19 protein-coding genes and 3 rRNA genes are annotated in these 26,197 nt (G+C 66.1%); 3 read left to right on the top strand and 19 right to left on the bottom strand.

Annotated features, from left to right (window positions below):
- Nucleotides 1–59 precede the first annotated feature (59 nt).
- The 15 genes from MSM1_RS15480 to MSM1_RS15410 all read right to left on the bottom strand — a co-directional run bounded on the left by MSM1_RS15480 (nucleotide 60) and on the right by MSM1_RS15410 (nucleotide 18,068).
- Nucleotides 60–683 carry an NUDIX hydrolase gene (locus tag MSM1_RS15480; RefSeq protein WP_213444000.1) on the bottom strand — a complete coding sequence of 208 codons (624 nt, stop codon included), beginning with the start codon at nucleotides 681–683 and terminating at the stop codon, nucleotides 60–62.
- Nucleotides 676–2,427 carry a CTP synthase gene (locus tag MSM1_RS15475; protein ID WP_213444522.1) on the bottom strand — a complete coding sequence of 584 codons (1,752 nt, stop codon included), beginning with the start codon at nucleotides 2,425–2,427 and terminating at the stop codon, nucleotides 676–678. Before MSM1_RS15475 ends, MSM1_RS15480 begins: the two co-directional genes overlap by 8 nt.
- A 147-nt stretch (nucleotides 2,428–2,574) precedes the next feature.
- On the bottom strand, nucleotides 2,575–3,516 hold the full coding sequence (locus MSM1_RS15470) for a copper transporter (RefSeq protein WP_213443996.1): 942 nt from the start codon (nucleotides 3,514–3,516) through the stop codon (nucleotides 2,575–2,577).
- Nucleotides 3,517–3,520: 4 nt separating this feature from the next.
- Complete coding sequence (steA, locus tag MSM1_RS15465) at nucleotides 3,521–4,702, bottom strand: putative cytokinetic ring protein SteA (RefSeq protein ID WP_213443989.1); 1,182 nt, start codon at nucleotides 4,700–4,702, stop codon at nucleotides 3,521–3,523.
- A 125-nt stretch (nucleotides 4,703–4,827) separates the two neighbouring features.
- On the bottom strand, nucleotides 4,828–6,597 hold the full coding sequence (recN, locus tag MSM1_RS15460; protein WP_213444521.1) for a DNA repair protein RecN: 1,770 nt from the start codon (nucleotides 6,595–6,597) through the stop codon (nucleotides 4,828–4,830).
- 1 nt (nucleotide 6,598) lies between these two features.
- Complete coding sequence (locus MSM1_RS15455; RefSeq protein ID WP_213443983.1) at nucleotides 6,599–7,522, bottom strand: NAD kinase; 924 nt, start codon at nucleotides 7,520–7,522, stop codon at nucleotides 6,599–6,601.
- A complete protein-coding gene (locus MSM1_RS15450) occupies nucleotides 7,519–8,328 on the bottom strand; it encodes a TlyA family RNA methyltransferase (protein WP_213444520.1) in 810 nt (269 codons plus the stop codon). Before MSM1_RS15450 ends, MSM1_RS15455 begins: the two co-directional genes overlap by 4 nt.
- 7 nt (nucleotides 8,329–8,335) lie before the next feature.
- Nucleotides 8,336–8,500, bottom strand: a complete 165-nt coding sequence (locus tag MSM1_RS15445) for a hypothetical protein (RefSeq protein ID WP_213443978.1) — start codon at nucleotides 8,498–8,500, stop codon at nucleotides 8,336–8,338.
- Nucleotides 8,501–8,513: 13 nt separating this feature from the next.
- The gene (locus MSM1_RS15440) at nucleotides 8,514–9,524 is read right to left on the bottom strand and encodes an HAD hydrolase-like protein (protein WP_213443976.1); all 1,011 of its coding nucleotides are present in this window, start codon (nucleotides 9,522–9,524) and stop codon (nucleotides 8,514–8,516) included.
- A 1-nt stretch (nucleotide 9,525) separates the two neighbouring features.
- On the bottom strand, nucleotides 9,526–10,359 hold the full coding sequence (locus tag MSM1_RS15435; RefSeq protein ID WP_213443973.1) for a tetratricopeptide repeat protein: 834 nt from the start codon (nucleotides 10,357–10,359) through the stop codon (nucleotides 9,526–9,528).
- A 265-nt stretch (nucleotides 10,360–10,624) separates the two neighbouring features.
- A 5S ribosomal RNA gene (gene rrf, locus MSM1_RS15430) occupies nucleotides 10,625–10,739 on the bottom strand.
- An 84-nt stretch (nucleotides 10,740–10,823) separates the two neighbouring features.
- Nucleotides 10,824–13,963, bottom strand: a 23S ribosomal RNA gene (locus tag MSM1_RS15425).
- Between the two features lie 262 nt (nucleotides 13,964–14,225).
- Nucleotides 14,226–15,763 (bottom strand): 16S ribosomal RNA (locus MSM1_RS15420).
- The 16S, 23S and 5S rRNA genes sit together here, the layout of an rRNA operon.
- Before the next feature lie 352 nt (nucleotides 15,764–16,115).
- On the bottom strand, nucleotides 16,116–17,390 hold the full coding sequence (gene tyrS, locus MSM1_RS15415) for a tyrosine--tRNA ligase (protein ID WP_213443969.1): 1,275 nt from the start codon (nucleotides 17,388–17,390) through the stop codon (nucleotides 16,116–16,118).
- A gap of 66 nt (nucleotides 17,391–17,456) precedes the next feature.
- Nucleotides 17,457–18,068 carry a DNA-3-methyladenine glycosylase gene (locus MSM1_RS15410; protein WP_213443964.1) on the bottom strand — a complete coding sequence of 204 codons (612 nt, stop codon included), beginning with the start codon at nucleotides 18,066–18,068 and terminating at the stop codon, nucleotides 17,457–17,459.
- A gap of 58 nt (nucleotides 18,069–18,126) precedes the next feature.
- Between MSM1_RS15410 and MSM1_RS15405 the strand changes: the two genes are divergently transcribed.
- From MSM1_RS15405 to MSM1_RS15395, 3 genes are read left to right on the top strand one after another with little or no spacing between them, the layout of a single operon-like run.
- Complete coding sequence (locus MSM1_RS15405; protein WP_213444519.1) at nucleotides 18,127–18,888, top strand: ABC transporter ATP-binding protein; 762 nt, start codon at nucleotides 18,127–18,129, stop codon at nucleotides 18,886–18,888.
- Nucleotides 18,825–19,640, top strand: coding sequence for an ABC transporter permease (locus MSM1_RS15400; protein ID WP_213443959.1), 816 nt, complete (start codon nucleotides 18,825–18,827; stop codon nucleotides 19,638–19,640). Before MSM1_RS15405 ends, MSM1_RS15400 begins: the two co-directional genes overlap by 64 nt.
- A gap of 1 nt (nucleotide 19,641) precedes the next feature.
- On the top strand, nucleotides 19,642–20,262 hold the full coding sequence (locus tag MSM1_RS15395) for a TetR/AcrR family transcriptional regulator (protein WP_213443953.1): 621 nt from the start codon (nucleotides 19,642–19,644) through the stop codon (nucleotides 20,260–20,262).
- Here the strand turns inward: MSM1_RS15395 and MSM1_RS15390 are convergent.
- From MSM1_RS15390 to MSM1_RS15375, 4 genes are all read right to left on the bottom strand, one after another.
- Nucleotides 20,228–20,440, bottom strand: a complete 213-nt coding sequence (locus MSM1_RS15390; RefSeq protein WP_213443948.1) for a Trm112 family protein — start codon at nucleotides 20,438–20,440, stop codon at nucleotides 20,228–20,230. The genes MSM1_RS15395 and MSM1_RS15390 overlap by 35 nt on opposite strands.
- 20 nt (nucleotides 20,441–20,460) lie before the next feature.
- On the bottom strand, nucleotides 20,461–23,430 hold the full coding sequence (locus MSM1_RS15385; RefSeq protein ID WP_213443942.1) for an acyl-CoA synthetase: 2,970 nt from the start codon (nucleotides 23,428–23,430) through the stop codon (nucleotides 20,461–20,463).
- Between the two features lie 135 nt (nucleotides 23,431–23,565).
- Entirely contained in the window at nucleotides 23,566–24,978 is a 1,413-nt protein-coding gene (gene argH, locus MSM1_RS15380) for an argininosuccinate lyase (RefSeq protein WP_213443938.1), read from the bottom strand.
- Nucleotides 24,975–26,195: an argininosuccinate synthase gene (locus MSM1_RS15375; protein WP_213443933.1), complete on the bottom strand. Its 1,221-nt coding sequence runs from the start codon at nucleotides 26,193–26,195 to the stop codon at nucleotides 24,975–24,977. The genes argH and MSM1_RS15375 overlap by 4 nt, the downstream gene beginning before the upstream one ends.
- Nucleotides 26,196–26,197 lie beyond the last annotated feature (2 nt).

The raw sequence follows: 26,197 nt of genomic DNA, 5'->3' as shown, positions 1-26,197 counted from the left end.
GCCTCCTCTTCGGGCCGTTCCGGCCCGCGTGGTCACCGGGCGCTGCAATGCCAGCGTCGTCATCGGTGGGCCTGTCGCGCGGCGAAGGCAGTCGGCTTGTCGATCCAGGCGGCATCCACCGCGCGTGGCTGCGCGACACCCTTCGTGACGGCGAATGCCGCTAAAATCCCTGCTACTGCAATAGAATTAACAATCTCACCGCTGAACACACGGTGCACTGCTTCCGCAATCGGGTACCACCGCAACGTCATGTCCGCCTCTTCGTCATGGGCCTGCGGTCGGCCCACGTCGCTCAGCCCGGTGGCCAGATAGACCCGCACCGATTCGTCGCTGAAACCCGGGCTGGTGTCCAGATCGACGAGCAGGCGCCAGGTGCGCGCCTGCAGGCCGGCTTCCTCCCGCAACTCGCGAGCCGCTGTCACGTGCGGCGCCTCGCCGCCGATGTCTAGCAGCCCGGCAGGCAACTCCCAGAGCCGTCGGCCGAAGGGATGGCGATACTGGTAGACCATCGGGATGTTGTCGTGGTCATCCATCGCCACCACAGCCACCGCGCCGAAGTGCTCGACAACTTCTCGGGTCGCGGTTTGTCCGCCCGGCATCCGCACATGGTCGACGCGAAGCGCGGAAATCTTTCCACAGTACAGGGTTTCGGACGATACCGTCTCGAAAACGTGCTCAGCCACGGGCCGCAGGCTGGGCGAGCGGCGGCACGGCGCTGCCCAGGTGCTCGTTACCGTTCGGATGCTGTGCGGGGATTTCGACCGGCAACCGCTCGGCCGCCTTGTAGTCGATGGCGGCCCCGACAAACGCCACGAACAGCGGATGCGGCCGGGTCGGCCGGCTCTTCAGCTCGGGATGCGCTTGAGTGCCGACGACGAACGGGTGAATGTTTGCGGGGTATTCAACGAACTCCACCAGATGGCCGTCGGGTGAGGTCCCGGAGAAACGCAGGCCGCTTTCCGCGATCTTGTCGCGATAGGCGTTGTTGACCTCGTAGCGATGCCGATGACGCTCCGACACGTGTGTCGTCTGATATGCTTTAGCGACAATGGAATCCGGTTCTAGAACCGCTGGATAGGCACCGAGCCGCATGGTGCCGCCCATATCGGCTTCGCCGGCGACGATATCTTTTTGATCGGCCATGGTGGAGATGACGGGGTCCGGCGTCGTCGGGTCGAACTCGACCGAGTTGGCCCGGGTGAGCCCAACCGATCGAGCCGCCTCGATGACGATGCACTGCAGCCCGAGGCATAGCCCCAGCAGCGGCAGCCCTCGTTCCCGCGCGTAGCGGACGGCGCCGATTTTGCCCTCGATTCCGCGGATGCCGAATCCGCCCGGGATCAGCACGCCGTGCACGTCGCCGAGCGCCATCGCGGGATCACTGTCGGATTCGCAGTCGTCGGATGGCACCCAGCGAATCTCCACCTTCGCGTGGTGTTTGAAGCCACCGGCACGCAACGCCTCAACGACCGACAAGTAGGCGTCAGACAGATCAACATACTTGCCTACCAGGGCAATTCGCACCGACTCGCGCGGCTCGTGAACACGGCGCAGCAGATCGTCCCATTCGGTCCAATCGACGTCCCTAAACGGCAGGTTGAGCCGGCGCACCACAAACGCGTCGAGCTCCTCCCGATGCAGCACCTTGGGGATGTCGTAAATCGACGGCGCATCGGGTGTGGAGATAACACCATCGATGTCGACGTCGCACATCATCGCGATCTTGTTCTTCAGCGGTTCGGGAACGTCCCGGTCGCAGCGCAGGATCAGCGCGTCCGGCGTGATACCGATGCTGCGCAGCGCTGCCACCGAGTGTTGGGTCGGCTTGGTCTTGAGTTCTCCCGACGGCGCCAGGTACGGCACCAGCGACACGTGCAGAAAAAACACGTTCTCCCGGCCCAGGTCATGGCGGACTTGGCGCGCCGCCTCCAGAAAGGGTTGCGACTCGATATCCCCGACGGTGCCGCCGATTTCGGTGATGACCACGTCCGGGCGGTTGCCCTGGGCGTCCGGCTGGGCCATGGCCAGGATACGCCTTTTGATCTCATCGGTGATGTGCGGAATTACTTGGACGGTGTCACCGAGATATTCGCCACGGCGTTCCTTGGCTATGACCGATGAATACACTTGTCCGGTAGTCACATTGGCCGAACCGGGTAGGTCGCGGTCGAGGAACCGCTCATAGTGGCCGATGTCGAGGTCGGTCTCGGCGCCATCCTCGGTAACAAACACCTCGCCGTGCTGGAACGGATTCATAGTGCCGGGGTCGACGTTGAGGTACGGATCGAGCTTTTGCATCGTCACCTGCAGCCCACGGGCCGTCAGTAACTGTCCGAGGCTACTGGCGGTCAGGCCCTTACCGAGTGAGGAAACGACACCGCCGCTGACGAAGAGGTGCTTGGTGGCGGTTTGCGGGTGCTTCCGCAGTGCTGGCAACGCAACCTCCGTGAAGACGGCGCAGGGCTAGCCTTTTGCGCGCCGGCTAGCTGGGCCTGCCGACCCACGGAAACCCACCCTAACACCGATGCCACCGTGATTTCGGTCACCACGCCCGGGGCCGCGGTTACGGCGGCGTTACGGGGCGACGGTGATCGATGTGGCGCCGTGACCGGTCCCGTATCGGCCGGGGTGACCGCCGTTGATGAGATCGTGGACGGCCAGGACCACGGTGATCCGCCCGGGCTCGGTGTCCGTGTCGTCAACGGTGCTGATCGCGGCGGCCATGGCGGTGTCGGCGCGGGCCACGGCGACGGCGGCGGTTCCGCCGGCCGATCCCTCGCGGCCCGCCAGCACGACACCCGAGCCGTGCGGCGCCAGCGTCGCGGCGAAACGGGCCACGGTGACACCCTGGTTGCCGGCGTCCTCGGGCAGCGCGCCGCCGGTGATCACCACGGCGGCGTTGGCCGCGCCGACGTGCGTATCCGGCAGGGTGATAAACCCGGTGTCGCGCAGTGCCGCCAGCACGGTGTCGCGCTGCGCGTCATCAACCGGTGGCGCCCCGGCGTTCGCGCTGATCAGCAACGCAATACCAAGCAGATCGCCGGCCTGCGAGCCTTGGTCGACCCGTTCGGTGCGCAACTGCGCCCCGGCGGGCAGGATCGACGAGTTCACCACCGAGCGCAGCTTCTCCGCAGAGTTGGCGTCGACGAACTCCTGGGTCAGCGCCACCGTTGCGCTGATCGCACCGCCGGCCTGGCCCACGAGTTTGGACACCGCTGTGACGTCGTCGTCTTTCGCGTCCGGGGTGCGGAAAACGATCACCGACTTGCCCGCCAGCGCGCCATGCACCACGCGGCCTGCCAACTGGGAATCAAAGTCATAGGCGGCACTGAGTTTTTCGTTCAGCATGCTCTTCTGGTCGTTGAGTGTGTCGATCTGCGAGCGCAAGTCGCGCTTCTCGGCGCGCAGCCCGGCTAACAGGGTGTCGGAGAGCAGGCCCGAACCCAACAGCACCCCAGCTGCCAGCGCGAAGAACACCGCAGCAAGTGAAATCGCATGGTGGCGTAGCGATATCACGACTTTACGTGATCCAGCCCTGCACCCAGAGCGAAAACCGGTTCCAGGACTCGACCACCCAGCGCATCACCACTGCGTCGGCGCGTGACACGTATAGCACGACGGCGGCGGCGACCAGCATGGCCAGCACCATCAGCGCCACGGTCGCACCGGAGACGTGGTTTCGGTACAACGTGGCGACCGCCTTGGCGTCCACCAGCTTCTCACCGACCTTCAGCCGGGTGAGGAAGGTCGACGGGTTGCTCTGCTGGCGCGTGCGATCGAAAAACGTCTCGATGTTGGCAGTATGGCCGGCGGTGACCAGCAACGAGGCCCCGTGGTGATCGGCCAGCAGCAGCGCCAGGTCGATGGGCGAGCCCGCTGCCGGGAACGTCATCGCCCCCACACCGAGATCCTGAATGCGCTCCAGTCCGGGCGCATGACCGTCGGCGTCGGCCGGCAACACCACTTGCGCCCCGCACTTGAGGGTTTCGGCTGTGATCTGCTCGGGATCGCCGACGATGATCTGCGGACGATAACCCGCCTTGCGCAGCACATCCGCGCCCGTGCCCACCCCGATGAGCACGGGTTGATATTCCTTGATGAACGGCTTGAGCTGTTTCAGCTCGTCGGCGGCGCTGGGCTCGTCTGCCACCACCACCACGTGACGGCGACGCAGGTCGACGTCGATGTCGGGGATCCCGATCCCGTCGATCAACAGCGGGCTCTCGCTTCGGATGAATTCAATGGTGTTGCCGGCGAACGCCTCCAGATGCGCGACCAATCCGGCCTTGGCTTCGCGCATCAGGTCGGCGATGTCGTGGTCGGTGCGCTCGGTGCCGCGGACCAGCCGACGGTCACCGGAGTACACCCCGCCGTTGTAGAGCCGGACCTTGGCGCCGTCTTTGACTTTTTTGAAGACCTCCGGCCCGGCCTCGTCGATGAGGGTGACCCCGTTGGCCACCAAAACCTCCGGACCCAGATTGGGGTAACGGCCCGACACCGAGGGGGAGGCGTTGACGACACCGGCGATATCGGCATCCACCAGCGCATCGGCGGTGATGCGGTCCAAATCCAGTACGTCGAGGACCACGATGTCACCCGGGCCCACCCGTCGCAGCAACCGGTCGATATCGCGGTCGACCCGGGCGGTGCCGACGACCCCGGGACGCGAGGCATTACGGGACAAAAGCGTTGGCATCCTCATGCGCCGATTGTGTCGGTGGAGCGTACACAAGGCGGGGAGGCGCGCCGTAACATAAGGATCAGAAGATATATTCTGTCACTTTTGTCACAGCCTATTCGGCTGCTCAAGAATGCGTCTCAGGAGGTTTAAATCCGATCGCTTCGCGCGGCCGCCAACAGTTCCCGGGCGTGCGCCCGGCCGCTGTCGGACTCGCCCAAGCCCGCCAGCATCCGCGCGAGTTCGGCCACGCGCTGGTCGTCGTCGAGGCGTCGGACACTGCTGGCGCCGTCGCGTCCGGTGTTGTCCACCATCAGGTGCACGTCGGCGTAGGCCGCCACCTGCGGCAGGTGGGTCACCACGATGACCTGGTGGGTCCGGGCCAGCCGGGCGAGCCGCCGCCCGATCTGCACCGCCGCGCGGCCCCCCACGCCGGAGTCGATCTCATCGAACACCATGGTTTTGCCCACCGCCTGGTTCCGGGAAGTGGCCAGCACCACCTCCAACGCCAGCATCACCCGGGATAACTCGCCGCCGGACGCGCCTTTGGACAACGGCAGGACCGTCATCCCGCGGTGCGCGGCAAAGCCGAACTCGACCTGGTCGATGCCATCCGGGCCGGCGTGCGCGAGCGTGGCCGACGGCAGCCTTAGGGCGGCCGGATCGCCGGGATCAGCGGGCGCGGTGGTCACCCGGATGCTGAATTGGGCGTCGGCCATGGCCAGCGCGGAGAGCTCCGCGGTGACCGCCGTGGCCAGTCGTTCGGCCGCCCGGATGCGTAGGTCGCTGAGATCGACTGCCGCTCGGGCTAATTCGCCTGCCAGGTTATCGGCATGGCGCTCCAGCGCCGCCAGGGTCTCCTCGGAAGCATCCAGTTGCGCCAGCCGCTCGCGGGCCTCGGCGGCCCAGGCCAGCACTCCGTCGATGTCGGCGGCGTACTTGCGGGTCAAGGTGCGCAGCTGGGTTTGGCGGGCAAGCTTGGCATCCAGCGCGCTGGCGTCGGCGGGTAGCTCCTCCAGGTAGTCTCCGAGCTCGCTGGCGGCGTCCGCGACCACGGTCAACGCCTCGCCGAGCTGCCCGGCCAGCGCCCGCAGGCTGGGGTCATCGATCGATTCCAGGGAAGCCTTGGCCCGTGCCAGGCTTTCGGAAGCCGACGTCGCATCCGGGAGCTCGCCGGCATCATCGTCCGCGCCAACCAGCGCCGTGCGCGCGGTCGCCGCCGCCGCACGCAGCGCGTCCAGTTCGGAGAGCCGACGAATGTCGGCAATCAGCGCCTCATCCTCGCCGGGCTGCGGATCAATGGTCTCGATCTCCTGTAGCGCGAATTTCAGCCGGTCGGCCTCCTGGGCCAGTTCCCGTGCCCGGCCGGCTCGCTCGCGCAACTCACGCCGGGCCGCCTGCCAGGCGTCGCGCAGCGTGCGGTAGCGCTCCAGTGCAGCTGCCGCGCCGGAAAACCGGTCCAACGCAGCGCGTTGTTCGTCGGGGCGCATTAAGCGCAATTGGTCGTTTTGCCCATGCACGGTGAGCAGCTCGCCGGTGAACGCGGTCAGCGATTTGGCGGGCACGCTGCGACCGCCGAGGTAGGCGCGCGAGGGTCCGTCGCGGCTGACCGACCGCAGCGCGATCACGCTGCCGTCCTCGTCACGCTGCGCCCCGGAGGCGCTCAGGATCTCGTCGACCTGTTCGGCCGCGGCCCGCTCGAGATCGCCGGTGAGGAACCGACCCTCCACGACCGCTCGATCAGCGCCCGACCGGACGCGGGTGGCCTCGGCGCGCGCGCCACCCAGCAGGTGCAGGCCGGTGACCACCATGGTCTTGCCGGTGCCGGTTTCGCCGGTCAGCACGGTCAGGCCGCGGCCGAACTCCGCGGCCGCGACACTGATGGCGCCCAGCGACTCGATTCGCAGCTCGGCCAGCACCTTACCGCCCACGCCAGCCGGCAACCGGCAACTGGAACTTACGCACCAGCCGGTCGGCGAACGGGGCGCCATCCAGCCGAGCCCATTTCACCGGCGTGTCGCAGCGGGTCACCTCGAGCCGCCCGCCGGCCGGCACCACCATCTGGCGCCGGCCGTCACAGAGCACCAGCGCGTCGTGACCGCTGGCTTCGACTTCGATCGCGATGGCGGCGTCGGGACTGGTCACCATCGGCCGGGCAAACAGCGCATGAGCGTTGTTGGGCACCACCAGGATCGCCTCGACATCGGGCCACATCACCGGACCACCGGCGGAGAACGCGTAGGCGGTCGATCCGCTCGGCGTCGACACCAGCACGCCGTCGCAGCCGAATGTCGACACCGGACGCCCATCGACTTCCAGCACCACGCCAAGCACCCCGGGTCGCGGACATTTTTCCAGGCTGGCTTCGTTCATTGCCCAGCCCCGCTCGACGATCTGCCCACCGGAGCGCACCGCGACGTCCAGCGTCATCCGGTGCTCGACCCGATAGTCCCGGGCGATGACGTGCTCCAAGACGGTGTCAATGGCGCCCGCTTCGGCCTCGGCCAGAAAGCCGATCCGGCCCAAGTTGACCCCCAGCACCGGGACACTCGCGCTCCGGGCGAGTTCGGCTGCCCGCAAAAAGGTCCCGTCGCCGCCGAGAACCAGCACCAGCTCGCATCCCTGGGCGGCGTGCGGACCGGCGTCGACCACTTCGATGTCGACTCCCAGCACACGCATATCGTCTGGTGATAAGTGCAACGGTCCCCGGTCAACGGCCTCGGCGGACAACGCTCTTATCCCTATGCCGTTGTCGCCCAGTACTTTTTCCACTCGGCGTGCGGTCTCGTTCGCCTCGTCGCGGCCGGTGTGAACCACCAGCAGAACGGTACGCTCACGGGTCATTGCGGGCCCTCGACAACGGCGTTTCGGGCCGCGCGCGTCAACGCGTCACCGCTCAGCGGCCGATCGGTCTGCGCGCGCAGCCCCAGGAAGTATTCGACGTTGCCCGCCGGACCCGGTAGCGGGCTGGCCGTGACACCCACCGTGTGCCAACCCAGTTCAGCGGCCCGCCGGGCGACGGCGAGCACCGAGGCCACGCGCAACTCGGGATCCCGCACCACCCCACCGGGCCCGACCTGGCCCCTGCCCACCTCGAACTGCGGCTTCACCAGGGGAACGATATCGCCGCCCGGTGACGCACATCCAGTTAACGCGGGCAACACCGCGGTTAACGAGATGAACGCCAGGTCAGCCACCACCAGCTCGACGGGACCGCCGATGGTCGCCGGTGACAGGTCTCGGGCGTGGGTCCGCTCACGCACGATCACCCTCGGATCGCGGCGCAGCGACCAGGCCAGCTGCCCGTAGCCGACATCCGCGGCGATCACCTCGGCCGCCCCGCGATCCAGCAGGACCTCGGTGAATCCCCCGGTCGACGCACCGGCGTCGAGGCAGCGACGGCCTACGACGGTGATCCCGAAGGTGTCCAGGGCGCCGATGAGCTTGAGCGCCCCGCGTGACACCCAGGTGCGATCGGAACCATCGACGACGCTTAAGGTCGCAGTGACGGTCATAGCCGTGCTCGGCTTGACCGCCGGCATGCCGTCGATGCTGACCTTGCCGGCGGCGATCAGCTCAGCGGCCTGCTGCCGGGACCGGGCGAGCCCGCGCCGGACAAGCTCGGCATCAACGCGGGCACGCCGCGCCATCACGCGCTCAGCCCTTCTCCGCCGACTCCAGGGCCTGCACCAGCACGTCGTGCGCCGCTGAAAGGCGGCGCACGATCTCTTCGAGATCAGCGCCTTCGGCGTCACCGAGGTCCGGCAACTTGGCGAGCACCGCGGCGATCTGGGCACGAATCTGGTCGGGTTCCACACGCATTGCGCCTCTTACGCTAGTCGATGCCGAGCAGCGACCAGTGCTGCAGGGCGTCGCGGGCCCGATCGTCGCCGGGCGTGATGGTGAGCCGCTCGGCGCACCCGGCGCGCCAGATCGCGCTGGCGACCGCACGAACGATCGACAAGCCGTCGCCGGCCCGCTCGTCGCCGTTCGCACTGACCACGGCCAGGCCATCCCGTAGCCACACCCGCCAGGCTGGTTGCGGCCCCACCGCGAGCAGGTCCGCGTCCTGGTGCAGCGCCCTCAGGTCCCGGCCGATGTAGGTGGGCCGGTGCGTGGGCGGGGCATACACCGCGTCGCGCACGGTGTGCACCCCGGTGAGCACCATGAGGCTGGGCAGGTGCGCCGCGTTCGCGCCGGCGATATCGGTATCCAGTCGATCGCCGACCACCAGGGGCGTGCGGTAATCACCCCGGGCCACGGCGTCTGCCATCAACCGCGGCGACGGCTTGCCGGCGACCTGGGGCTCGGCGCCGGTAGCCGCGCGCAGTGCCGCGACCATGGCTCCATTACCCGGCACCAAGCCGCGTTCGGAGGGCAGGGTGGGGTCGACGTTGGCCGCCACCCACAAGACGCCCGCTCGGATGGCCAGCGCGGCCTCGGCGAGATCGCGCCAGCCGGTGGTGGTGGAGTGCCCCTGGACCACGGCGACGGGCCGGTCGTGCCATCGCCGTACCGGACGCATTCCCGCCGCGGCGATTTCAGCGGCCAGCGACTCGGTGCCGACGATCAGCACCGGTGAACCGGATGGCAGCTGCTCGGCCAGCAAATGAGCGGCGCTTTGGGCGCTGGTGACGACATCGGTTCCGGCAGCCGCGAAGCCCAGATCCCGCAGGTGCGCGGCGACTTCCCCGGCACCGCGAGAAGCGTTGTTGGTGATGAACAGGGTGCGGCTTTGCACCTGGGTCAGCGACTCCACCGAGCCGTCGATGGCCTGATGGCCGCAATACACCGTCCCGTCCAGATCAATCAGCAAGCAGTCATGCTGCTGGGCCAGCGTTTTCATGTCAGCCCAGCTCGTTGACCCGATCTTCGGCGTCGGTGACGCCGTCGACATCCGCGGCGGCGGAGCGTAAAAACCACTGCAACGCCTCATCCGTGCGGCCCAGCGCCAACAGCGTGTCAGCGTAGGCATAAAACAGCCGCGCCGCGGTTGCGCCGGCGCGACCCGGATCGAGTTGCGGCGTGGATAACACGGTCAGGGCCTGCTCAAGCTGACCGAGATCGCTGCGAGCCCCGGCGGCCACGATGCGCAACTCGTCGGCGTCGTCGCCGCTGAGCCGGGCCGCCTCAGCTCCCCGGGCCAGCTCGAGTGCCCGCTCCGGGCGCCCCAGGGCGCGTTCGCAATCGGCAATCAGCGCAAGCAACGCAGACTTGCTGCCCAGCCGGCGCGCAGCGCGCAATTCGGCAAGCGCCTGCGCCCACTCGCCGCAGCGGTAGGCCGCGATACCCACGGCTTCGCGGACCGCCGCGATCCTCCCGGACCGGGCCCGGGCGGCGCGCGCATGGCCCAGGGCGCCTTGGGGATCATCGTCGATCAGCTCTCCCGCAGCAACCAGGTGACGAGCCACGAGGTCGGCGGTGGTGCGGTCCAAGGTGTTTAGCTCACGGCGGATCTCGGGTGCCAGCTGCCTCGCCTCGACGTCGGGCGGTATGGGGGGCACCTCGCATCCGGGTGGCTCATTGCTAGGTGCGCGGTGTGGCGCCCGGACGGGGCGGGCATGGCCGGGACCACTTTCCCCGGATAATCGGCACTCCGCCTTTGACGCAGCCTTTGACGCGGCCCGCGATTCGGGCGGCGATCGCCGCCGACCACGACCGCGATGCGTGTTATCGCCCACTCGTGCCGATCGCCTCCTGCCTCGCCGTCATCCCCCTAGGCACAGGATACGGGCGCGCCGACCCCCGGCGGATAAGCAAGGCCGCCGCGGAGATCCCCGCCGGTAGGTAATTGCGCCGAAATTGCGCGAAATTGCTCCGGCCGCCGTAAAGAACACCGGCTCGCCTTCGGCGAGCCTCGCAATAACTCGCACTGATTAATTGATCCCGCAATGCCGATGAAAACACCCCCGCACGCCGTGTGTGGGGTGGGGGGTGTTGTGGGGTGTTCGGCGGTGTCCTACTTTTCCACCCGTGCTGGGTAGTATCATCGGCGCTGGCTGGCTTAGCTTCCGGGTTCGGGATGGGTCCGGGCGTTTCCCAGCCGCTATGGACCGCCGTAACTTTTTGTGTTCTTTTCTTTTTGTTGTGGTGGTGTGGTGGGTGTGTGGTGGGGTGTGGGTTGTGCTGGTGTGGTTGGGTGTGTGTGGGTAAGTTTTCGGCCGGTTAGTGCCAGTTCCCTAAGCCCCTTGCGGGGTGTGCAGGTCTGGTCTATTGATCCCGTGGTCTGCGGGGGGCCTTATCCCTGTGTGGGTGAGAAGCCTGGTCTTGGAGGGGGTTTCCCGCTTAGATGCTTTCAGCGGTTATCCTTGCCGAACGTGGCTATCCAGCGGTGCCCCTGGCGGGACAACTGGTGCACCAGAGGTTCGTCCGTCCCGGTCCTCTCGTACTAGGGACAGGTTTCCTCAGGCTTCTAACGCGCGCGGCGGATAGAGACCGAACTGTCTCACGACGTTCTAAACCCAGCTCGCGTGCCGCTTTAATGGGCGAACAGCCCAACCCTTGGGACCTGCTCCAGCCCCAGGATGCGACGAGCCGACATCGAGGTGCCAAACCATCCCGTCGATATGGACTCTTGGGGAAGATCAGCCTGTTATCCCCGGGGTACCTTTTATCCGTTGAGCGACACCCCTTCCACTCGGGGGTGCCGGATCACTAGTCCCGACTTTCGTCCCTGCTTGACGTGTGGGTCTTGCAGTCAAGCTCCCTTGTGCACTTGCACTCGCCACCTGATTGCCGTCCAGGTTGAGGGAACCTTTGGGCGCCTCCGTTACGTTTTGGGAGGCAACCGCCCCAGTTAAACTACCCGCCAGGCACTGTCCCTGAACCCGATGCCAGGGTTCGAGGTTAGATGCCCAATACGATCAGAGTGGTATTTCAACGACGACTCCACACAAACTGGCGTTTGTGCTTCACAGTCTCCCACCTATCCTACACAAACCGTATCGAACGCCAATACCAAGTTGTAGTAAAGGTCCCGGGGTCTTTTCGTCCTGCCGCGCGTAACGAGCATCTTTACTCGTAGTGCAATTTCGCCGAGTCTATGGTTGAGACAGTGGAGAAGTCGTTACGCCATTCGTGCAGGTCGGAACTTACCCGACAAGGAATTTCGCTACCTTAGGATGGTTATAGTTACCACCGCCGTTTACTGGGGCTTGAATTCTCCGCTTCACCCCCCGAGGGGGGTTGACGGGTCCTCTTAACCTTCCAGCACCGGGCAGGCGTCAGTCCGTATACCTCGTCTTGCGACTTCGCACGGACCTGTGTTTTTAGTAAACAGTCGCTTCTCCCTGGTTTGTGCCACCCCCTGCCGCTGCCCCCAGCGGGTGGGTTCACGGTGTGGGGTCCCCCTTCTCCCGAGGTTACGGGGGCATTTTGCCGAGTTCCTTAACCATAGTTGACTCGCACGCCTTGGTATTCTCTACCTGACCACCTGTGTCGGTTTGGGGTACGGGCCGTGTGTGCGCTCGCTAGAGGCTTTTCTTGGCAGTAGAGGGTCACCGAATTCGCCTCGACGGCTATGCATCACCTCTCGGGAGTGCTGGCGCCCGGATTTGCCTGGGCGCCTCCCCGCGGGTTTACCCCAGTGTTACCACTGACTGGTACGGCTACCTTGCTGCGTCACCCCATCGCTTACCTACTAGCAGAGCGGGTCCCACGCAGCGGGCGGCCCCCAGCGCCCCGAAAGGCGCCGGTGAGCCACCGTTTGGGTGGTTAGCGGATCTGATTCGGTATGGGCGCGCGCACACGGGTACGGGAATATCAACCCGTTGTCCATCGACTACGCCTGTCGGCCTCGCCTTAGGTCCCGACTCACCCTGGGCGGACTGGCCTGGCCCAGGAACCCTTGGTCTTTCGGCGGGCAAGGTTCTCACTTGCCTTATCGCTACTCATGCCTGCATTCGCACTCCCCTGACCTTCACACACGATCACTCCTGTGCTTCCCCGGTCAGGGGACGCTCCCCTACCCAGACCCACGCGTAACGCGTGGGTCTGCCGCGGCTTCGGCGGTGTGCTTGAGCCCCGCTACATTATCGGCGCGCAATCACTTGACCAGTGAGCTATTACGCACTCTTTCAAGGGTGGCTGCTTCTAAGCCAACCTCCTGGTTGTCTTTGCGATCACACATCCTTTCCCACTTAGCACACGCTTGGGGGCCTTAGCCGGCGATCTGGGCTGTTTCCCTTTCGACGCGCGAAGCTTATCCCTCGCCGTCTTACTGCCACGCTTGACACCGCGGCATTCGGAGTTTGGCTGACGTCAGTAACCTGGTCGGGCCCATCGGCCATCCAGTAGCTCTACCTCCGCGGTGAACCACGCGACGCTGCACCTAAATGCATTTCGGGGAGAACCAGCTATCACGGAGTTTGATTGGCCTTTCACCCCTACCCACAGCTCATCCCCTCAGTCTTCAACCTAAGTGGGTTCGGGCCTTCACGCGGTCTTACCCGCGCTTCACCCTGGCCATGGGTAGATCACCCCGCTTCGGGTCCACGACATGCCACTGCACACGCCTACGCGTGATACGCCCTGTTTAGACTCGCTTTCGCTGCGGCTTCCCCACCCGGGTTAACCTCGCGACATGTCGGTGACTCGCAGGCTCATTCTTCAAAAGGCACGCCATCACCCGTCCTGACCCTTGCGGGCGGACTGTGGGCTTTGACGGATTGTAGGCACACGGTTTCAGGTACTTTTTCACTCCCCTCCCGGGGTGCTTTTCACCATTCCCTCACGGTACTTGTCCGCTATCGGTCATTGGGAAGTATTTAGGCTTACCGGGTGGTCCCGGCCGATTCGCAGCGGATTCCACGGGCCCGCTGCTACTCGGGAACGCCTCCTCGGAAGCCGTGATGTTTTCGCCTACCGGGCTCTCACCGTCTACGGCGGGCCATCCCAGGCCACTTCGGCTAACACCACGGTTTTTCACTCCCGCCCGGGCCGGCGGACCCGAGACGGACAACGCCCCACAACACCGCGCGCACAACCCCCGCCGGGTATCACATGCGCACGGTTTAGCCTCCTCCGCGTTCGCTCGCCACTACTGACGGAATCACCTGTTGTTTTCTTTTCCTGCGGGTACTGAGATGTTTCACTTCCCCGCGTTTCCCCCCGCACCCTATAGATTCAGATGCGGGTGACACGACATCACTCGTGCCGGGTTACCCCATTCGGACATCCTCGGATCCCTGCTCGGTTGACAGCTCCCCGAGGCTTATCGCAGCCTCCCACGTCCTTCATCGGCTCCCAATGCCAAGGCATCCACCATGTGCCCTTACACACTTACATTCACACACAACACCAAGGCACAAAACACGCTTTCGCGCCTTATAGATGCTCGCAACCACTATCCAGCTATCAAACACCACACCCCACCACCACGGTGAGGCGACAACACCGGCGGGTGTTGCCTCAAAACCCAACAGTGTGCCGATGGGTAAGCCCGCCACGCCCCGCAGCGGCTCACGTGCTTGTCGCGCATCCGCCCCGGCGCCCCCCAGCGCACCGGGTGCTTCCCGGCCCCCCAGGGGGGCCGGGCGGCGCTCCTTAGAAAGGAGGTGATCCAGCCGCACCTTCCGGTACGGCTACCTTGTTACGACTTCGTCCCAATCGCCGATCCCACCTTCGACGCCTCCCTCCCCAACCGGGGTTAGGCCAGCGGCTTCGGGTGTTACCGACTTTCATGACGTGACGGGCGGTGTGTACAAGGCCCGGGAACGTATTCACCGCAGCATTGCTGATCTGCGATTACTAGCGACTCCGACTTCACGGGGTCGAGTTGCAGACCCCGATCCGAACTGAGACCGGCTTTAAAGGATTCGCTGAGCCTTACGGCATCGCCACCCTTTGTACCGGCCATTGTAGCATGTGTGAAGCCCTGGGCATAAGGGGCATGATGACTTGACGTCATCCCCACCTTCCTCCGAGTTGACCCCGGCAGTCTCCCATGAGTCCCCACCATCACGTGCTGGCAACATGGGACGAGGGTTGCGCTCGTTGCGGGACTTAACCCAACATCTCACGACACGAGCTGACGACAGCCATGCACCACCTGCACACAGGCCACAAGGGAAGCGCTATCTCTAGCGCCGTCCTGCGCATGTCAAACCCAGGTAAGGTTCTTCGCGTTGCATCGAATTAATCCACATGCTCCGCCGCTTGTGCGGGCCCCCGTCAATTCCTTTGAGTTTTAGCCTTGCGGCCGTACTCCCCAGGCGGGGTACTTAATGCGTTAGCTACGGCACGGATCCTTCAGGAAAGAACCCACACCTAGTACCCACCGTTTACGGCGTGGACTACCAGGGTATCTAATCCTGTTCGCTCCCCACGCTTTCGCTCCTCAGCGTCAGTTACTGCCCAGAGACCCGCCTTCGCCACCGGTGTTCCTCCTGATATCTGCGCATTCCACCGCTACACCAGGAATTCCAGTCTCCCCTGCAGCACTCCAGTCTGCCCGTATCGCCCGCACGCCCACAGTTAAGCTGTGGAATTCCACGAACAACGCGACAGACCGCCTACGAGCTCTTTACGCCCAGTAATTCCGGACAACGCTTGCACCCTACGTATTACCGCGGCTGCTGGCACGTAGTTGGCCGGTGCTTCTTCTGCCCCTACCGTCACCACGGGACACCCCGCGGCTTCGTCGAGGCTGAAAGAGGTTTACAACCCGAAGGCCGTCATCCCCCACGCGGCGTCGCTGCATCAGGCTTGCGCCCATTGTGCAATATTCCCCACTGCTGCCTCCCGTAGGAGTCTGGGCCGTATCTCAGTCCCAGTGTGGCCGGACACCCTCTCAGGCCGGCTACCCGTCGTCGCCTTGGTAGGCCATCACCCCACCAACAAGCTGATAGGCCGCGGGCCCATCCCACACCGCTACCTCGCGCTTTCCACCACAGCACATGCATGCCATGGTCCTATCCGGTATTAGACCCAGTTTCCCGGGCTTATCCCAAAGTGCGGGGCAGGTCACCCACGTGTTACTCACCCGTTCGCCACTCGAGTGCCTCCGAAAAGGCCTTTCCGTTCGACTTGCATGTGTTAAGCACGCCGCCAGCGTTCGTCCTGAGCCAGGATCAAACTCTCCACACAAAACCCCACTCCCTTTACACAAGGAAGCCAAATACGAGGTACTGATCAGGAGAAATCCCGACAAAAACACCACACCCCAACACGGGGCCATCAGGATGCGGCAAAAACAACAACAAACAACACCATCAACACACTATTGAGTTCTCAAACAACACCCACCCCGGCCGCGCAACCAGCCGCGGCGCTCTGCCGCGGACGGTAGTGCGGGCGGTGACGGACCCACCGTAGTGGGATTTCTCTCAGGTGACGCCGCCGCGGCGGATGAGCCGGCTCGCGACGACTCCACCAAGTTACGCTGCGCCTTACACAGAGTCAAACAACCTGGTAGGTGCTGTCTTTCGCGTAATCCAGATTACCCAACCCGCTGGACACCGGCAATATTCCGCTTACCGCGGCGCAGCACCAACCACCGTCCGTGCAGGAAGTCGGAGCGCTGCGGCACCCACTCGTCGCTGTCGATTCGGGTGTTGTTGACCGACACCCCGCCCTCCGCGATCGTGCGCCGGGCCGCCCCCTTGCTGGCTGCCAGCCCGGTAGCGACCAACAGGTCCACGATAGAGTCCGGGCCGCCGGGTTTCAGCTCGGCGAGCGGCGTCTCCCGCAAGGCGGCCGCGAGGGTTGCCTCGTCGATGCGGGCTAATTCGCCATGGCCAAAGAGGGCTCGACTGGCGTGCTCGACCGCGGCCGTCGCGGCCTCACCATGGACCAGCACGGTGAGCTCGCGCGCCAGCCGGCGTTGCGCGGCGCGATCCTGTGGGCGGCTAGCCGTCGCCTGCTCCAGCTCGGCCAGCTCCTCGGCCGACAAGAAGGTGAACCAGCGCAGGTAGCGGATGACATCGGCGTCGGCGGTGTTGATGAAATACTGGTACCAGGCGTAGGGGCTGGTCATCTCCGGATCCAGCCACAAGTTGCCACCACCGGTGGATTTGCCGAACTTGGTGCCGTCGGCAGCCGTCACCAGCGGAACCGTCAGGGCATGCACCGTCGCACCCAGCTTCTGCCGGACCAGACGTACCCCGGCGATGATGTTGCCCCACTGATCCGAGCCACCGATCTGCAGCGTGCACCCGTAGCGGCGGTGCAATTCGACGTAGTCGTTGGCCTGCAGCAGCAGGTAGCTGAACTCGGTGTAGGAGATTCCCTCCCCACTCAGCCGTCGCCGGATGGTGTCCCGATCCAGCATCACGTTGACCGAGAAGTGCTTTCCCACGTCGCGCAAAAACTCGATGACCGACATCCCGCGCGTCCACTCGTCGTTGTTCTCGATGATCGCGCCCGTCGGTGAATCGTCGAAGACGACGAACCGCTCCAACTGCGCGCGAATCCGCTCGGTCCACTCGCGCACGGTATCGGCGGCAGTCAGGGTTCGTTCGGCGGTATCCCGCGGGTCGCCGATCAAACCGGTCGCGCCGCCGGCAAGCACGATCGGGCGATGGCCGGCGCGTTGAAAGCGCCGCAGCGCCAGCAGCGGCACCAGATGTCCGGCGTGCAGGCTGGGCGCGGTGGGATCGAAGCCGGCATAGACGGTGATCGGTCCATGCGCTACCTCGGCGGCCAACGCGTCAAGATCGGTGGACTGCGCAATCAGCCCGCGCCAGCCCAGCTCGTCGAGGATCGTCGCACCCATGACGCAGATTCTCCAGGATCATCCGGGTCGTCCCGCATGCGACCACAGCGCTGGCGGCGATTCGGGTCAGTCGCTGGCCCCGGGCGCCGGCGCTCGCGGGCTGCGCCGATACGCCGACACCTCCGGTCGGCCTGGCACCCAAAATCGCCAGGCCCGGTCGGCGGCAACGCTGATGCCAACGCGAGGACCACACACAGCGGCAAGGGTTTGGCCCAGCCTCAGCCGCACCGGGCTGTCAGGATCGAACAAATCAACCCCGTTATCGGCCATGGTGATTCCCAGCGCACAACACAGGTTGCCGGGCCCACGTGCCAGCGCGGCGGTGCGGACCGACTGGCCGCGCCGAGCCCGGGCGGTATCGATGCCGCTCACGATCGCCCCGGCCCGCAGCAGCACGGCTGCCGCAATCCCGGCGGGGCCGCAGGACACGTTGGCGCACACATGAATCCCGTGGCTACGGTAGGTGTAAAGGCGCCCGGCGGGTCCGAACATCACCGCGTTGCGGCCGTTGAGGCCGCGGTACGAGTGCGCCGCCGCGTCCGGCCACGGGCCGTCGGGAACCCCGCCATACGCTTCGACTTCCAGGATTGTGAGGCTGACCCCCCGTCCGATCAGGGTGGCGCCGAGTAAGCGTTGGGCGGCCGCCAGCGGGTCCACCGCAAGTTGCTCAGCGCTCACCGGACCGATTCTGCCCACGACCCTTGACATCCGGGCACCAAGGGCACATATTCATCGTATAATGACTTCATCGTATGATGAATTAGGTCGCAACGGTGTCAGAGCGGCTGTCGTCATCGACCATCTGCGCGTCATTCGCGGTAAACGTCCAGCCCTGCTCGATGTCTCGGTCCGCATCGGGCGTGGCACCATCACCGGGCTGCTGGGGCCGTCGGGCTGCGGCAAGACCACCCTGATGCGCTGCATCGTCGGAACGCAGATCGTTGCCTCGGGCTCGGTCACCGTCCTCGGCCACCCCGCCGGCTCGGCCGCGTTGCGCCGGCGCGTCGGCTACCTGCCCCAAGACCCGACCATCTACAACGACCTGCGGGTAATCGACAACGTCCGCTACTTCGCGTCGCTGTACGGCATGGCTGGGCGGGTCGCCGAAGAGGCGATCAACGAGGTCGACCTGCAGGACCAACGCACCGCCTACTGCGCTGACTTGTCGGGAGGGCAGCGCGCCCGGGTCTCGTTGGCCTGCGCCCTGGTCTGTCATCCGGACGTTCTGGTGCTCGACGAGCCGACCATCGGCGTCGACCCGGTGCTGCGCGCCGACCTCTGGGCAAAGTTCGCCGCGCTGGCACGGGCCGGCGTCACGCTGCTGGTCTCCAGCCACGTGATGGACGAGGCCGACCACTGCGGTGACCTACTGCTGATGCGTGACGGTCAATTGATCGCCCACACCACCCCGAGCCAACTAAGAAAGGACACCGGATGTGCGTCACTGGAGGCGGCGTTTTTATCCATCATCCGGCGCACCGCGCCCGCCGCCGGCTGACGCTGCAGGGCTACACGGCCACCACGGCGCGGATCCTGCGCCAGCTGGCGGCCGATCGCCGCAGCGTCGCCATGATCCTGCTGGTGCCGGTCGTGGTGCTGACGCTGATGTACTTCATGTTCGAAAATGCCCCGCCTCGCCCCGGCACGCCGTCGCCGTTCAATAACGCGTGCCTGATCCTGCTGGGCCTTTTCCCGCTTTTCGTGATGTTCATCATCACGTCGATAACGATGCAACGCGAACGGTCCTCGGGAACGCTGGAGCGGATCTTGACCACCCCGCTGCGCCGGCTCGACCTGCTGATCGCTTATGGCACCGCGTTTTCGATCGCCGCCGCGGTTCAGGCCACGCTGGCCTGCATCGTGGCGTTCCGGTTTCTCGGGTTCACCACCGCCGGCAGCCCGGTGTGGGTGTTCGTCATCGCCGTCATCAACGCGGTGCTCGGTGTCGGTCTGGGACTGTTGTGTAGCGCGTTCGCCCGCACGGAGTTTCAGGCCGTGCAGTTCATCCCGTTGGTGTTGGCGCCGCAGCTGCTACTGGCCGGGATCATCGTCCCGCGGGCGCTGATGGCGACCTGGCTGCAGTGGATCAGCAACATCTTGCCCGCAAGCTACGCGCTGGAAGCGCTGCAGCAAGTCGCTGCGCACGCCGAGCTGACCGGCATTGCGCTACGCGATCTCATCGTCGTGCTGGGCTTCGCCATCGCGGCGCTGTGCCTGGCGGCGGCAACCCTGCGACGCCGGACGCCCTGAATTGACCGCAGCACCACAACGCCGGCGGCCCGGGCGTCCACCAGGAGCATCTGACACCCGGGAACGGATCCTGGCTAGCGCACGGGAGTTGTTCGCGCGTAATGGGATTGACAAGACATCGATTAGGGCGGTGGCCGCGGCGGCCGGTGTGGACTCCGCACTGGTGCACCACTACTACGGCACCAAACAGCAATTGTTCGGCGCGGCAATCCGCATCCCGATCGACCCGATGGAGATTATCGGGCCGCTACGCGAAGTGCCGGTGGAGGAACTGGGCTACCAGCTGCCGTCGCTGTTGTTGCCGCTGTGGGACTCCGACATAGGGGCGGGGATCATTGCCGCGCTGCGGTCCGTCCTGGCCGGGTCGCAGGTGGGCCTGGTCCGCTCGTTCATCCAAGAGCTGATCGCAGCCGAGGTGGGACCTCGCGTCGACAATCCCGCGGGCAGCGGAGTCATCCGCATCCAGTTTGTCGCGTCGCAGCTGGTGGGCGTGGTCATAGCCCGCCATATCCTGGGATTGGAGCCGTTCAAGTCGCTTCCGGCGCAACAGATCGCGCAGACGATCGCGCCGAACCTGCAACGATATCTCACCGGGGATCTGCCGGCCGTGCGCGCGCCATAAGGCGGGCATGCTCCTCCTCGTCGACCTCACGCGCCTCGTCGATCAGCAGCACCGGGATGCCGTCTTCGATCCGGTAGGCCCGTCGCAGCCGTGGGTTGTACAGCATCTCATCGACCAGCAGCAGCGGGCCCCGGTCGAGGGGGCAGACCAGGATGCTCAACAGCGTTTCGTCGATCATGGCACCACCTTGTCGTCTCGTCAGCGCGCCCCGCACAGTTGGGCCCGTACCGCTGGTGTCAACCGCCGGAACTGCTTGGCGGCGGGCTCGAAATACCAGGCGAGCCGGCCCGCGGCGGGAATGCCGGCCGCTCGCAGGGCGCTGACGGTCGGGCGGTAGTTGGCGCTTAGGGTCATCGCCGGCACGACGTGCACGATATCGGGGCCGAGCCCGACCGGTAGGCCCGCCGCGGCCTCGGTCAGGTCGGCCGCGGTGATGCTGGCACCCGGTCGCAGCGTCACGGCCGAGACCGCCACCTCTCGGTCGCGCACCGGCACCGGGTAGGTCACCGCGAGATCTACCCCATTGACCAGGCCGAGCGCGTCATTGACCGCCTCGGGGTAGACGGTGCCGCGCGTGGAGCGGATCACCGCGGCGCGCCGGCCCAGCAACCAGTAGTCGCCGTCCTCGTCGCGCCGGAACAGGTACTCGGTGGAGATCCAGGTGTCCGCCGGCGCGAAGACGCCGCGTTTGATCGAGGCCGTGGGGTCGATCGGTCCGCGCGGCGAAGCCAGCAGCACCCCCACCTGGTTAACGTCCGCAACCTGCACGAACCCCCGCGCGTCCTCGAGGATCAGGTCACGCTCGGCGTCGTAGGCACCGAGCTCGACCCGGCTCGCGCCGGGCAGGGGACGGCCCTTGCTCCCGATTTTGGCTCCGGACACATTGGCCAGCACCGCCTGCCCGTCGGTGGTGGCGAAGAATTCCACGACACGAGCGGGCGCGAAGACCTCATCGACCCGCCGCCACAAGCCGGTTGGCATGCCCGAGCCGATGAACAGCCGCACCGGGTGATGCCCGCGCAGCTCGAACCGCCGGTCATCGATGACATCGCGCAGCATCGCCCACGTGTAAGACACCACCGAGACCCCGTATTGGCGTATCTCCGCGACAAACCGCTCCGGGTGTAGCCCGCGCGACAGCGCGATGCGGGCCCCCCCGGCAACCGCGCCGCCGAGGCTGACCAGCAGCCCCGACTCGTGGTGCAGCGCCGTCAGACAGTACACGGTGTCGCCCCGGCCCAAGGCCGCCGTCGAGGCGGTCCCGAAGGCCGACAACGCCCAGCGGTAGTTGGTGATCTGCTTGGCGACCAGCTCCCCCCCGGCCACCGTGAACCCGATGAATGCCAGATCGCGCGCCAGCCCCGGGTTGGGCCGGTACCACGCGGGCAGCTCGACGGTGTGCGGGTCGACCTTTTCCATGTCGATGACGTCGGCGTCCTGGGGCAGGTGCAAATCCCGCGACTCGCCACCGCCCAGGATCAGGACCCGGCCGGGCAATTGGCGTGCGGTGTCGAGATTGGGCGGGTCGGTGATGATCTCGGACACCCCCCCGATCCGGGCCGCGGCGGCCAGGTCGGCGTCGGGGCGCATCAGCACGGCGACCGCGCCGAGGCGGGACAGCGCGGCGATCGCGACCAGCGCGCTGGGGCGCGTCTCCATCAGCACACCCACGTGCTCGCCCTGGCGCACCCCGACGGCGATGAGGCCGCGCACGACGTTGTCGATTCGCCGGTTCACCGCCTCGTAGGTGTGCATGCGTCCGTCGAACAAGAGGAATTCGCCCCGCGGCGCGTCGTGGGCCTGCTCGGCGATGACCCTGCCCAGCGAGATCCGGGTGTGGTCGTTGATCTGTCCCAGCCGGGCCAGCCGAGGGAGCGTGCGGATGGTCTCCACGGCCAGGGCGCGCGCCGATTTGTTGGCCGCGACCACGGTGTCGGCCGCGCCGCGAGCCAGCGCCAGCGCCATCTCCGATGCCTCTCCCACCCCGTGCAGCACGCGATTGCCGAACGTGACACCGGTGTCGGTGTGTTCGGCCGGCTGCTCGACCATGGGCGCGATGGCCGCCGGCTTGTCTCCCTGCCCGGCGAGCCACAGCACCCACTCGGCCACCGTCGGCCAGCTCTGCTGCGCCGCCTTGGATCCGACGACCAGACCGAAATGACCTGATCGGACCGTGCATTCGTAGACCTCGGCATTCGGCGCGGCCCGCCGGATGCCGCGCACCGAGGCCGGTTGCCCGATGTCGTCGACCTCGCCAACGAATGCCAGCACCGGGCAGGTGATGTCGGTCAGCGTGACCAGCTGCCCCCTGATCGCGAAACCGCCGGTCATCATCCGGTTATGCACGACGAACTGTTTGAGCAGCTCGGAGATGGCCGGGCCCGACCATGCGATCCAGCCTTCGGATTCGAGGAATCGGCGCTGCTGCTCGCGCGGCAACAGCGCGTCGCGGTCATGGAGCTGGCGCAGGAAATCGAGCCGAGCTTTCGCCGTCTTGAGCGGATCGCGCATATGAAATCCCATGCGTGCCAACCAGCTTGGGATCGCCACTCGGCTGAAGACGTGATCGGCCATGAAGTTGGCGCCAGCGGCGGCCAAGTTGGGTGGGATCCCCAGCGGCAATGCGGCCAGGGTGTCGACCGGGGAACCGAACGTCACGATGCTGGCAATGCTTTTGGAGCGCCGGTACGCCGCCGCTTGATAGCAGAACATTCCGCCCTGGGAATACCCAACCAGGTGCACCTCGTGACCGGTGACGTCCTTCACCGTGTCGACGGCCTGGCTGAGCGCGACGATGTGGTCGGCCAGGTTGCGCCGCATGCCGCCCTCGACCTTGTCCGGGGAGCCGAAGTCGATGACCCAGGCATCCAGTCCCGCCGCGTGCAGGATGCTCACTGCGCCGCTCGCCCGGCTGACATCCCACATGTCGGCGGACATCATCATCGGGTGCACCATCAACACGGGCGGGCCCGCCGACGGCTGCCCCGGCCGGCTGTCCGGCGGGAAATACCGGCGCAGCTTGTACATCGGGACGGCCTCGACGATCTGGAAGGGTGACGGGGCGGCGCCGGTCTCCAGGCCTCCCAGGCGCAGCACTTCAAGACCGTTCTGCGCTGTGGCCATCAGGCGCTCGAGCGGTCGCGTGATCGCCGAAACCTTCAATTCCACCCGGTGCTCCCCTACAAAAGTACTGCGGTTTCAGGCAGGCCCACAGGGTGCACATCATGGCACACCGGGGCTGTCGCCCTTGCTGCTTTCGCGGTTTGCGCCCGGTGGGCCGCGAGCGCGCCCGCGGTGAGCCGGCTAGCGGCGCAACCGCTGCCGCAGCCGCCTCGCCGTCGCGCGGACCGCGTCGAGTTGCTTGGCGACCCGGGCCGGTGCGGTGCCGCCGCGAGCGCTCCGTGCGCATACCGAGCCCTGCGGGGTCAGCACCTCGCGGACCTTGCCGGTGAGGCGCGGATGGATGGCCTGCAACTCCTCATCGGTCAACTCATCCAGTCCGGCCCCGCGCCGCTCCGCGGCGCGCACCGCCGCGCCCGCCGCCTCGTGCGCCTCTCGAAACGGAATTCCTTGGCGCACCAGCCATTCAGCAATATCGGTAGCCAAAGTGTAACCGGCCGGGGCCAATTCCGCCATCCGCTCGATGTTGAACGTCAGGCTGCGCACCAGGCCCGCCATCGCCGGCAGCAGCAGCTCGAGTTGGGCCACCGAGTCGAACACCGGCTCCTTGTCTTCCTGCAGATCCCGGTTATAGGCCAGCGGCTGGGCTTTCAGGGTGGCCATCAGCCCGGCGAGATTGCCGATCAGCCGCCCTGCCTTACCCCGGGCCAGCTCGGCGATGTCGGGGTTTTTCTTTTGCGGCATGATCGAGCTGCCGGTCGACCATGAGTCGTGCAGCGCGACGTAGCCGAATTCCGTTGAACTCCAAATGACGATGTCCTCACCGAGACGCGATAGGTCGACTGCGATCATGGCGAGCACAAATGCGGCTTCGGCCGCGAAATCCCGTGCCGAGGTCGCATCGACCGAATTATCCGCCGCCGCTGAAAAACCCAGCTCTTCGGCGATCGCGTCGGGGTCGAGTCCCAGCGACGAGCCGGCCAATGCGCCCGAGCCGTACGGGGATATCGCGGTGCGCTTGTCCAGATCGACGATCCGCTCGACATCGCGCAACAGCGCGTGGGCGTGTGCGAGCAAATGGTGTGCCAGCAAAATTGGCTGCGCGGACTGCAGGTGCGTCTTGCCGGGCATGATCGCGCTTCGGTGGGCGGCCGCCTGGGTAGACAGCGCGTCGACGACGTCGAGCACCCCGGCGGCGACCCGGCGCGCGCCGTCGCGCAGCCACATCCGGAACAGGGTGACCACCTGGTCGTTGCGTGATCTACCGGCCCGCAGCCGCCCGCCCAGATCCGGCCCGACTCGTTCGATCAGTCCGCGCTCCAGCGCGGCGTGCACGTCCTCGTCGGTGGGCAGCGGCGTAAAGCTGCCGTCGGCGACGTCATGCGCCAGGCCGTCCAAACCCGCCAGCAGCCGGTCGCGCTGCCCCTCGGTGAGCAGCCCCGCCCGGTACAGCACCCGGGTGTGCGCTTTCGAGGCGGTGATGTCGTATGGCGCCAGCACCCAGTCGAAGTGGGTTGACCGGCTCAACGCCACCAGGGCGTCGGCGGGGCCTTCGCTGAACCGCCCGCCCCACAGCGTTCCCGGGTGGGTGCTCATGTCTGCTCGCCGGCCGATTCCTTGGCCCGCAGGTCCCTGCGGGCCGCCAGGCTGGTCGACAACCCGTAAATGTGGACGAACCCGCGCGCGGCCGACTGGTCGAACGTGTCGCCCTCGTCGTAGGTGGCCAGGTGGACGTCATACAACGACTGCGCACTGCGGCGGCCGTTGACCGCGATGTGCCCGCCGTGCAACACCATGCGCACCTCGCCGGAGACGTGCTCTTGGGTGTTGGCGACGAAGCACTCCAGGGCGTTCTTCAGCGGCGAATACCATAAGCCGTCGTACACCAGCTCGGCCCAGCGCTGATCGGTCAACCGTTTGAAACGCCGCAGCTCGCGCTCCAGGGTGACGTGCTCGAGCTCGGTGTGCGCGGTGATGAGCACCATTGCCCCCGGCGCCTCATAGATTTCGCGGCTCTTTATGCCCACCAGCCGGTCTTCGACGACATCCAGGCGCCCGATCCCCTGAGCGCCGGCACGGCGGTTGAGCTCCTCGATGGCGCCCAGCACCGACACCGCCCGGCCGTCGATCGACACCGGGACACCGCGCTCGAAGCCGACAACCACCTCGTCGGGTGTGCTCCAGTTCACGGTGGGGTCTTCGGTATAGGCGTAGACGTCCTTGGTGGGCGCGTTCCACAGGTGTTCCAGGAAACCGGTTTCCACCGCGCGCCCCCACACGTTCTGGTCTATCGAGAACGGGGAGCGTTTGGTGACATTGATGGGGATCGCGTTCTCCTCGGCGAACGCGATCGCCTTCTCGCGGGTCCAGGCGTAGTCGCGGACCGGTGCAAGCACCTGCAAATCCGGTGCCAGCGAGGCGAATCCCACTTCGAAGCGGACCTGGTCATTGCCTTTCCCGGTGCAGCCGTGGGCGACGATGCTCCCGCCGTGCTCCCGGGCGGCGGCCACCAGGTGCTTGACGATCAGCGGCCGGCTGATCGCCGACACCAGCGGGTAGCGGTCCATATACAGCCCGTTGGCCATGATGGTGGGCACGCAGTAGTCATTGGCGAACTCCTCGCGCGCGTCGATGACGATCGCCTCCACCGCGCCGCAATCCAGGGCGCGGCGGCGCACGACTTCCATGTCCTCGCCCTGGCCAAGGTCGATCGCGACGGCGACGACCTCCCTGCCGGTCTCCTTGCCGATCCAGCTGATCGCCACAGAGGTGTCCAGACCACCGGAATATGCCAGGATGACCCGCTCGGACATGA

This window comes from Mycobacterium sp. SM1 (assembly GCF_018361265.1).
Lineage (GTDB): Bacteria > Actinomycetota > Actinomycetes > Mycobacteriales > Mycobacteriaceae > Mycobacterium.
The sequence above is the reverse complement of the archived record's forward strand: the minus strand, read 5'-3'. Positions and strand labels throughout refer to the sequence as shown.

Coding starts and splice junctions, on each gene's coding strand:
- steA (WP_213443989.1), bottom strand. CDS start 4,702: ATGAGGATGCCAACGCTTTTGTCCCGTAATGCCTCGCGTCCCGGGGTC.
- MSM1_RS15455 (WP_213443983.1), bottom strand. CDS start 7,522: ATGACCCGTGAGCGTACCGTTCTGCTGGTGGTTCACACCGGCCGCGAC.
- MSM1_RS15450 (WP_213444520.1), bottom strand. CDS start 8,328: ATGGCGCGGCGTGCCCGCGTTGATGCCGAGCTTGTCCGGCGCGGGCTC.
- MSM1_RS15445 (WP_213443978.1), bottom strand. CDS start 8,500: ATGCGTGTGGAACCCGACCAGATTCGTGCCCAGATCGCCGCGGTGCTC.
- MSM1_RS15440 (WP_213443976.1), bottom strand. CDS start 9,524: ATGAAAACGCTGGCCCAGCAGCATGACTGCTTGCTGATTGATCTGGAC.
- tyrS (WP_213443969.1), bottom strand. CDS start 17,390: ATGGGTGCGACGATCCTCGACGAGCTGGGCTGGCGCGGGCTGATTGCG.
- MSM1_RS15400 (WP_213443959.1), top strand. CDS start 18,825: ATGTGCGTCACTGGAGGCGGCGTTTTTATCCATCATCCGGCGCACCGC.
- MSM1_RS15390 (WP_213443948.1), bottom strand. CDS start 20,440: ATGATCGACGAAACGCTGTTGAGCATCCTGGTCTGCCCCCTCGACCGG.
- argH (WP_213443938.1), bottom strand. CDS start 24,978: ATGAGCACCCACCCGGGAACGCTGTGGGGCGGGCGGTTCAGCGAAGGC.
- MSM1_RS15375 (WP_213443933.1), bottom strand. CDS start 26,195: ATGTCCGAGCGGGTCATCCTGGCATATTCCGGTGGTCTGGACACCTCT.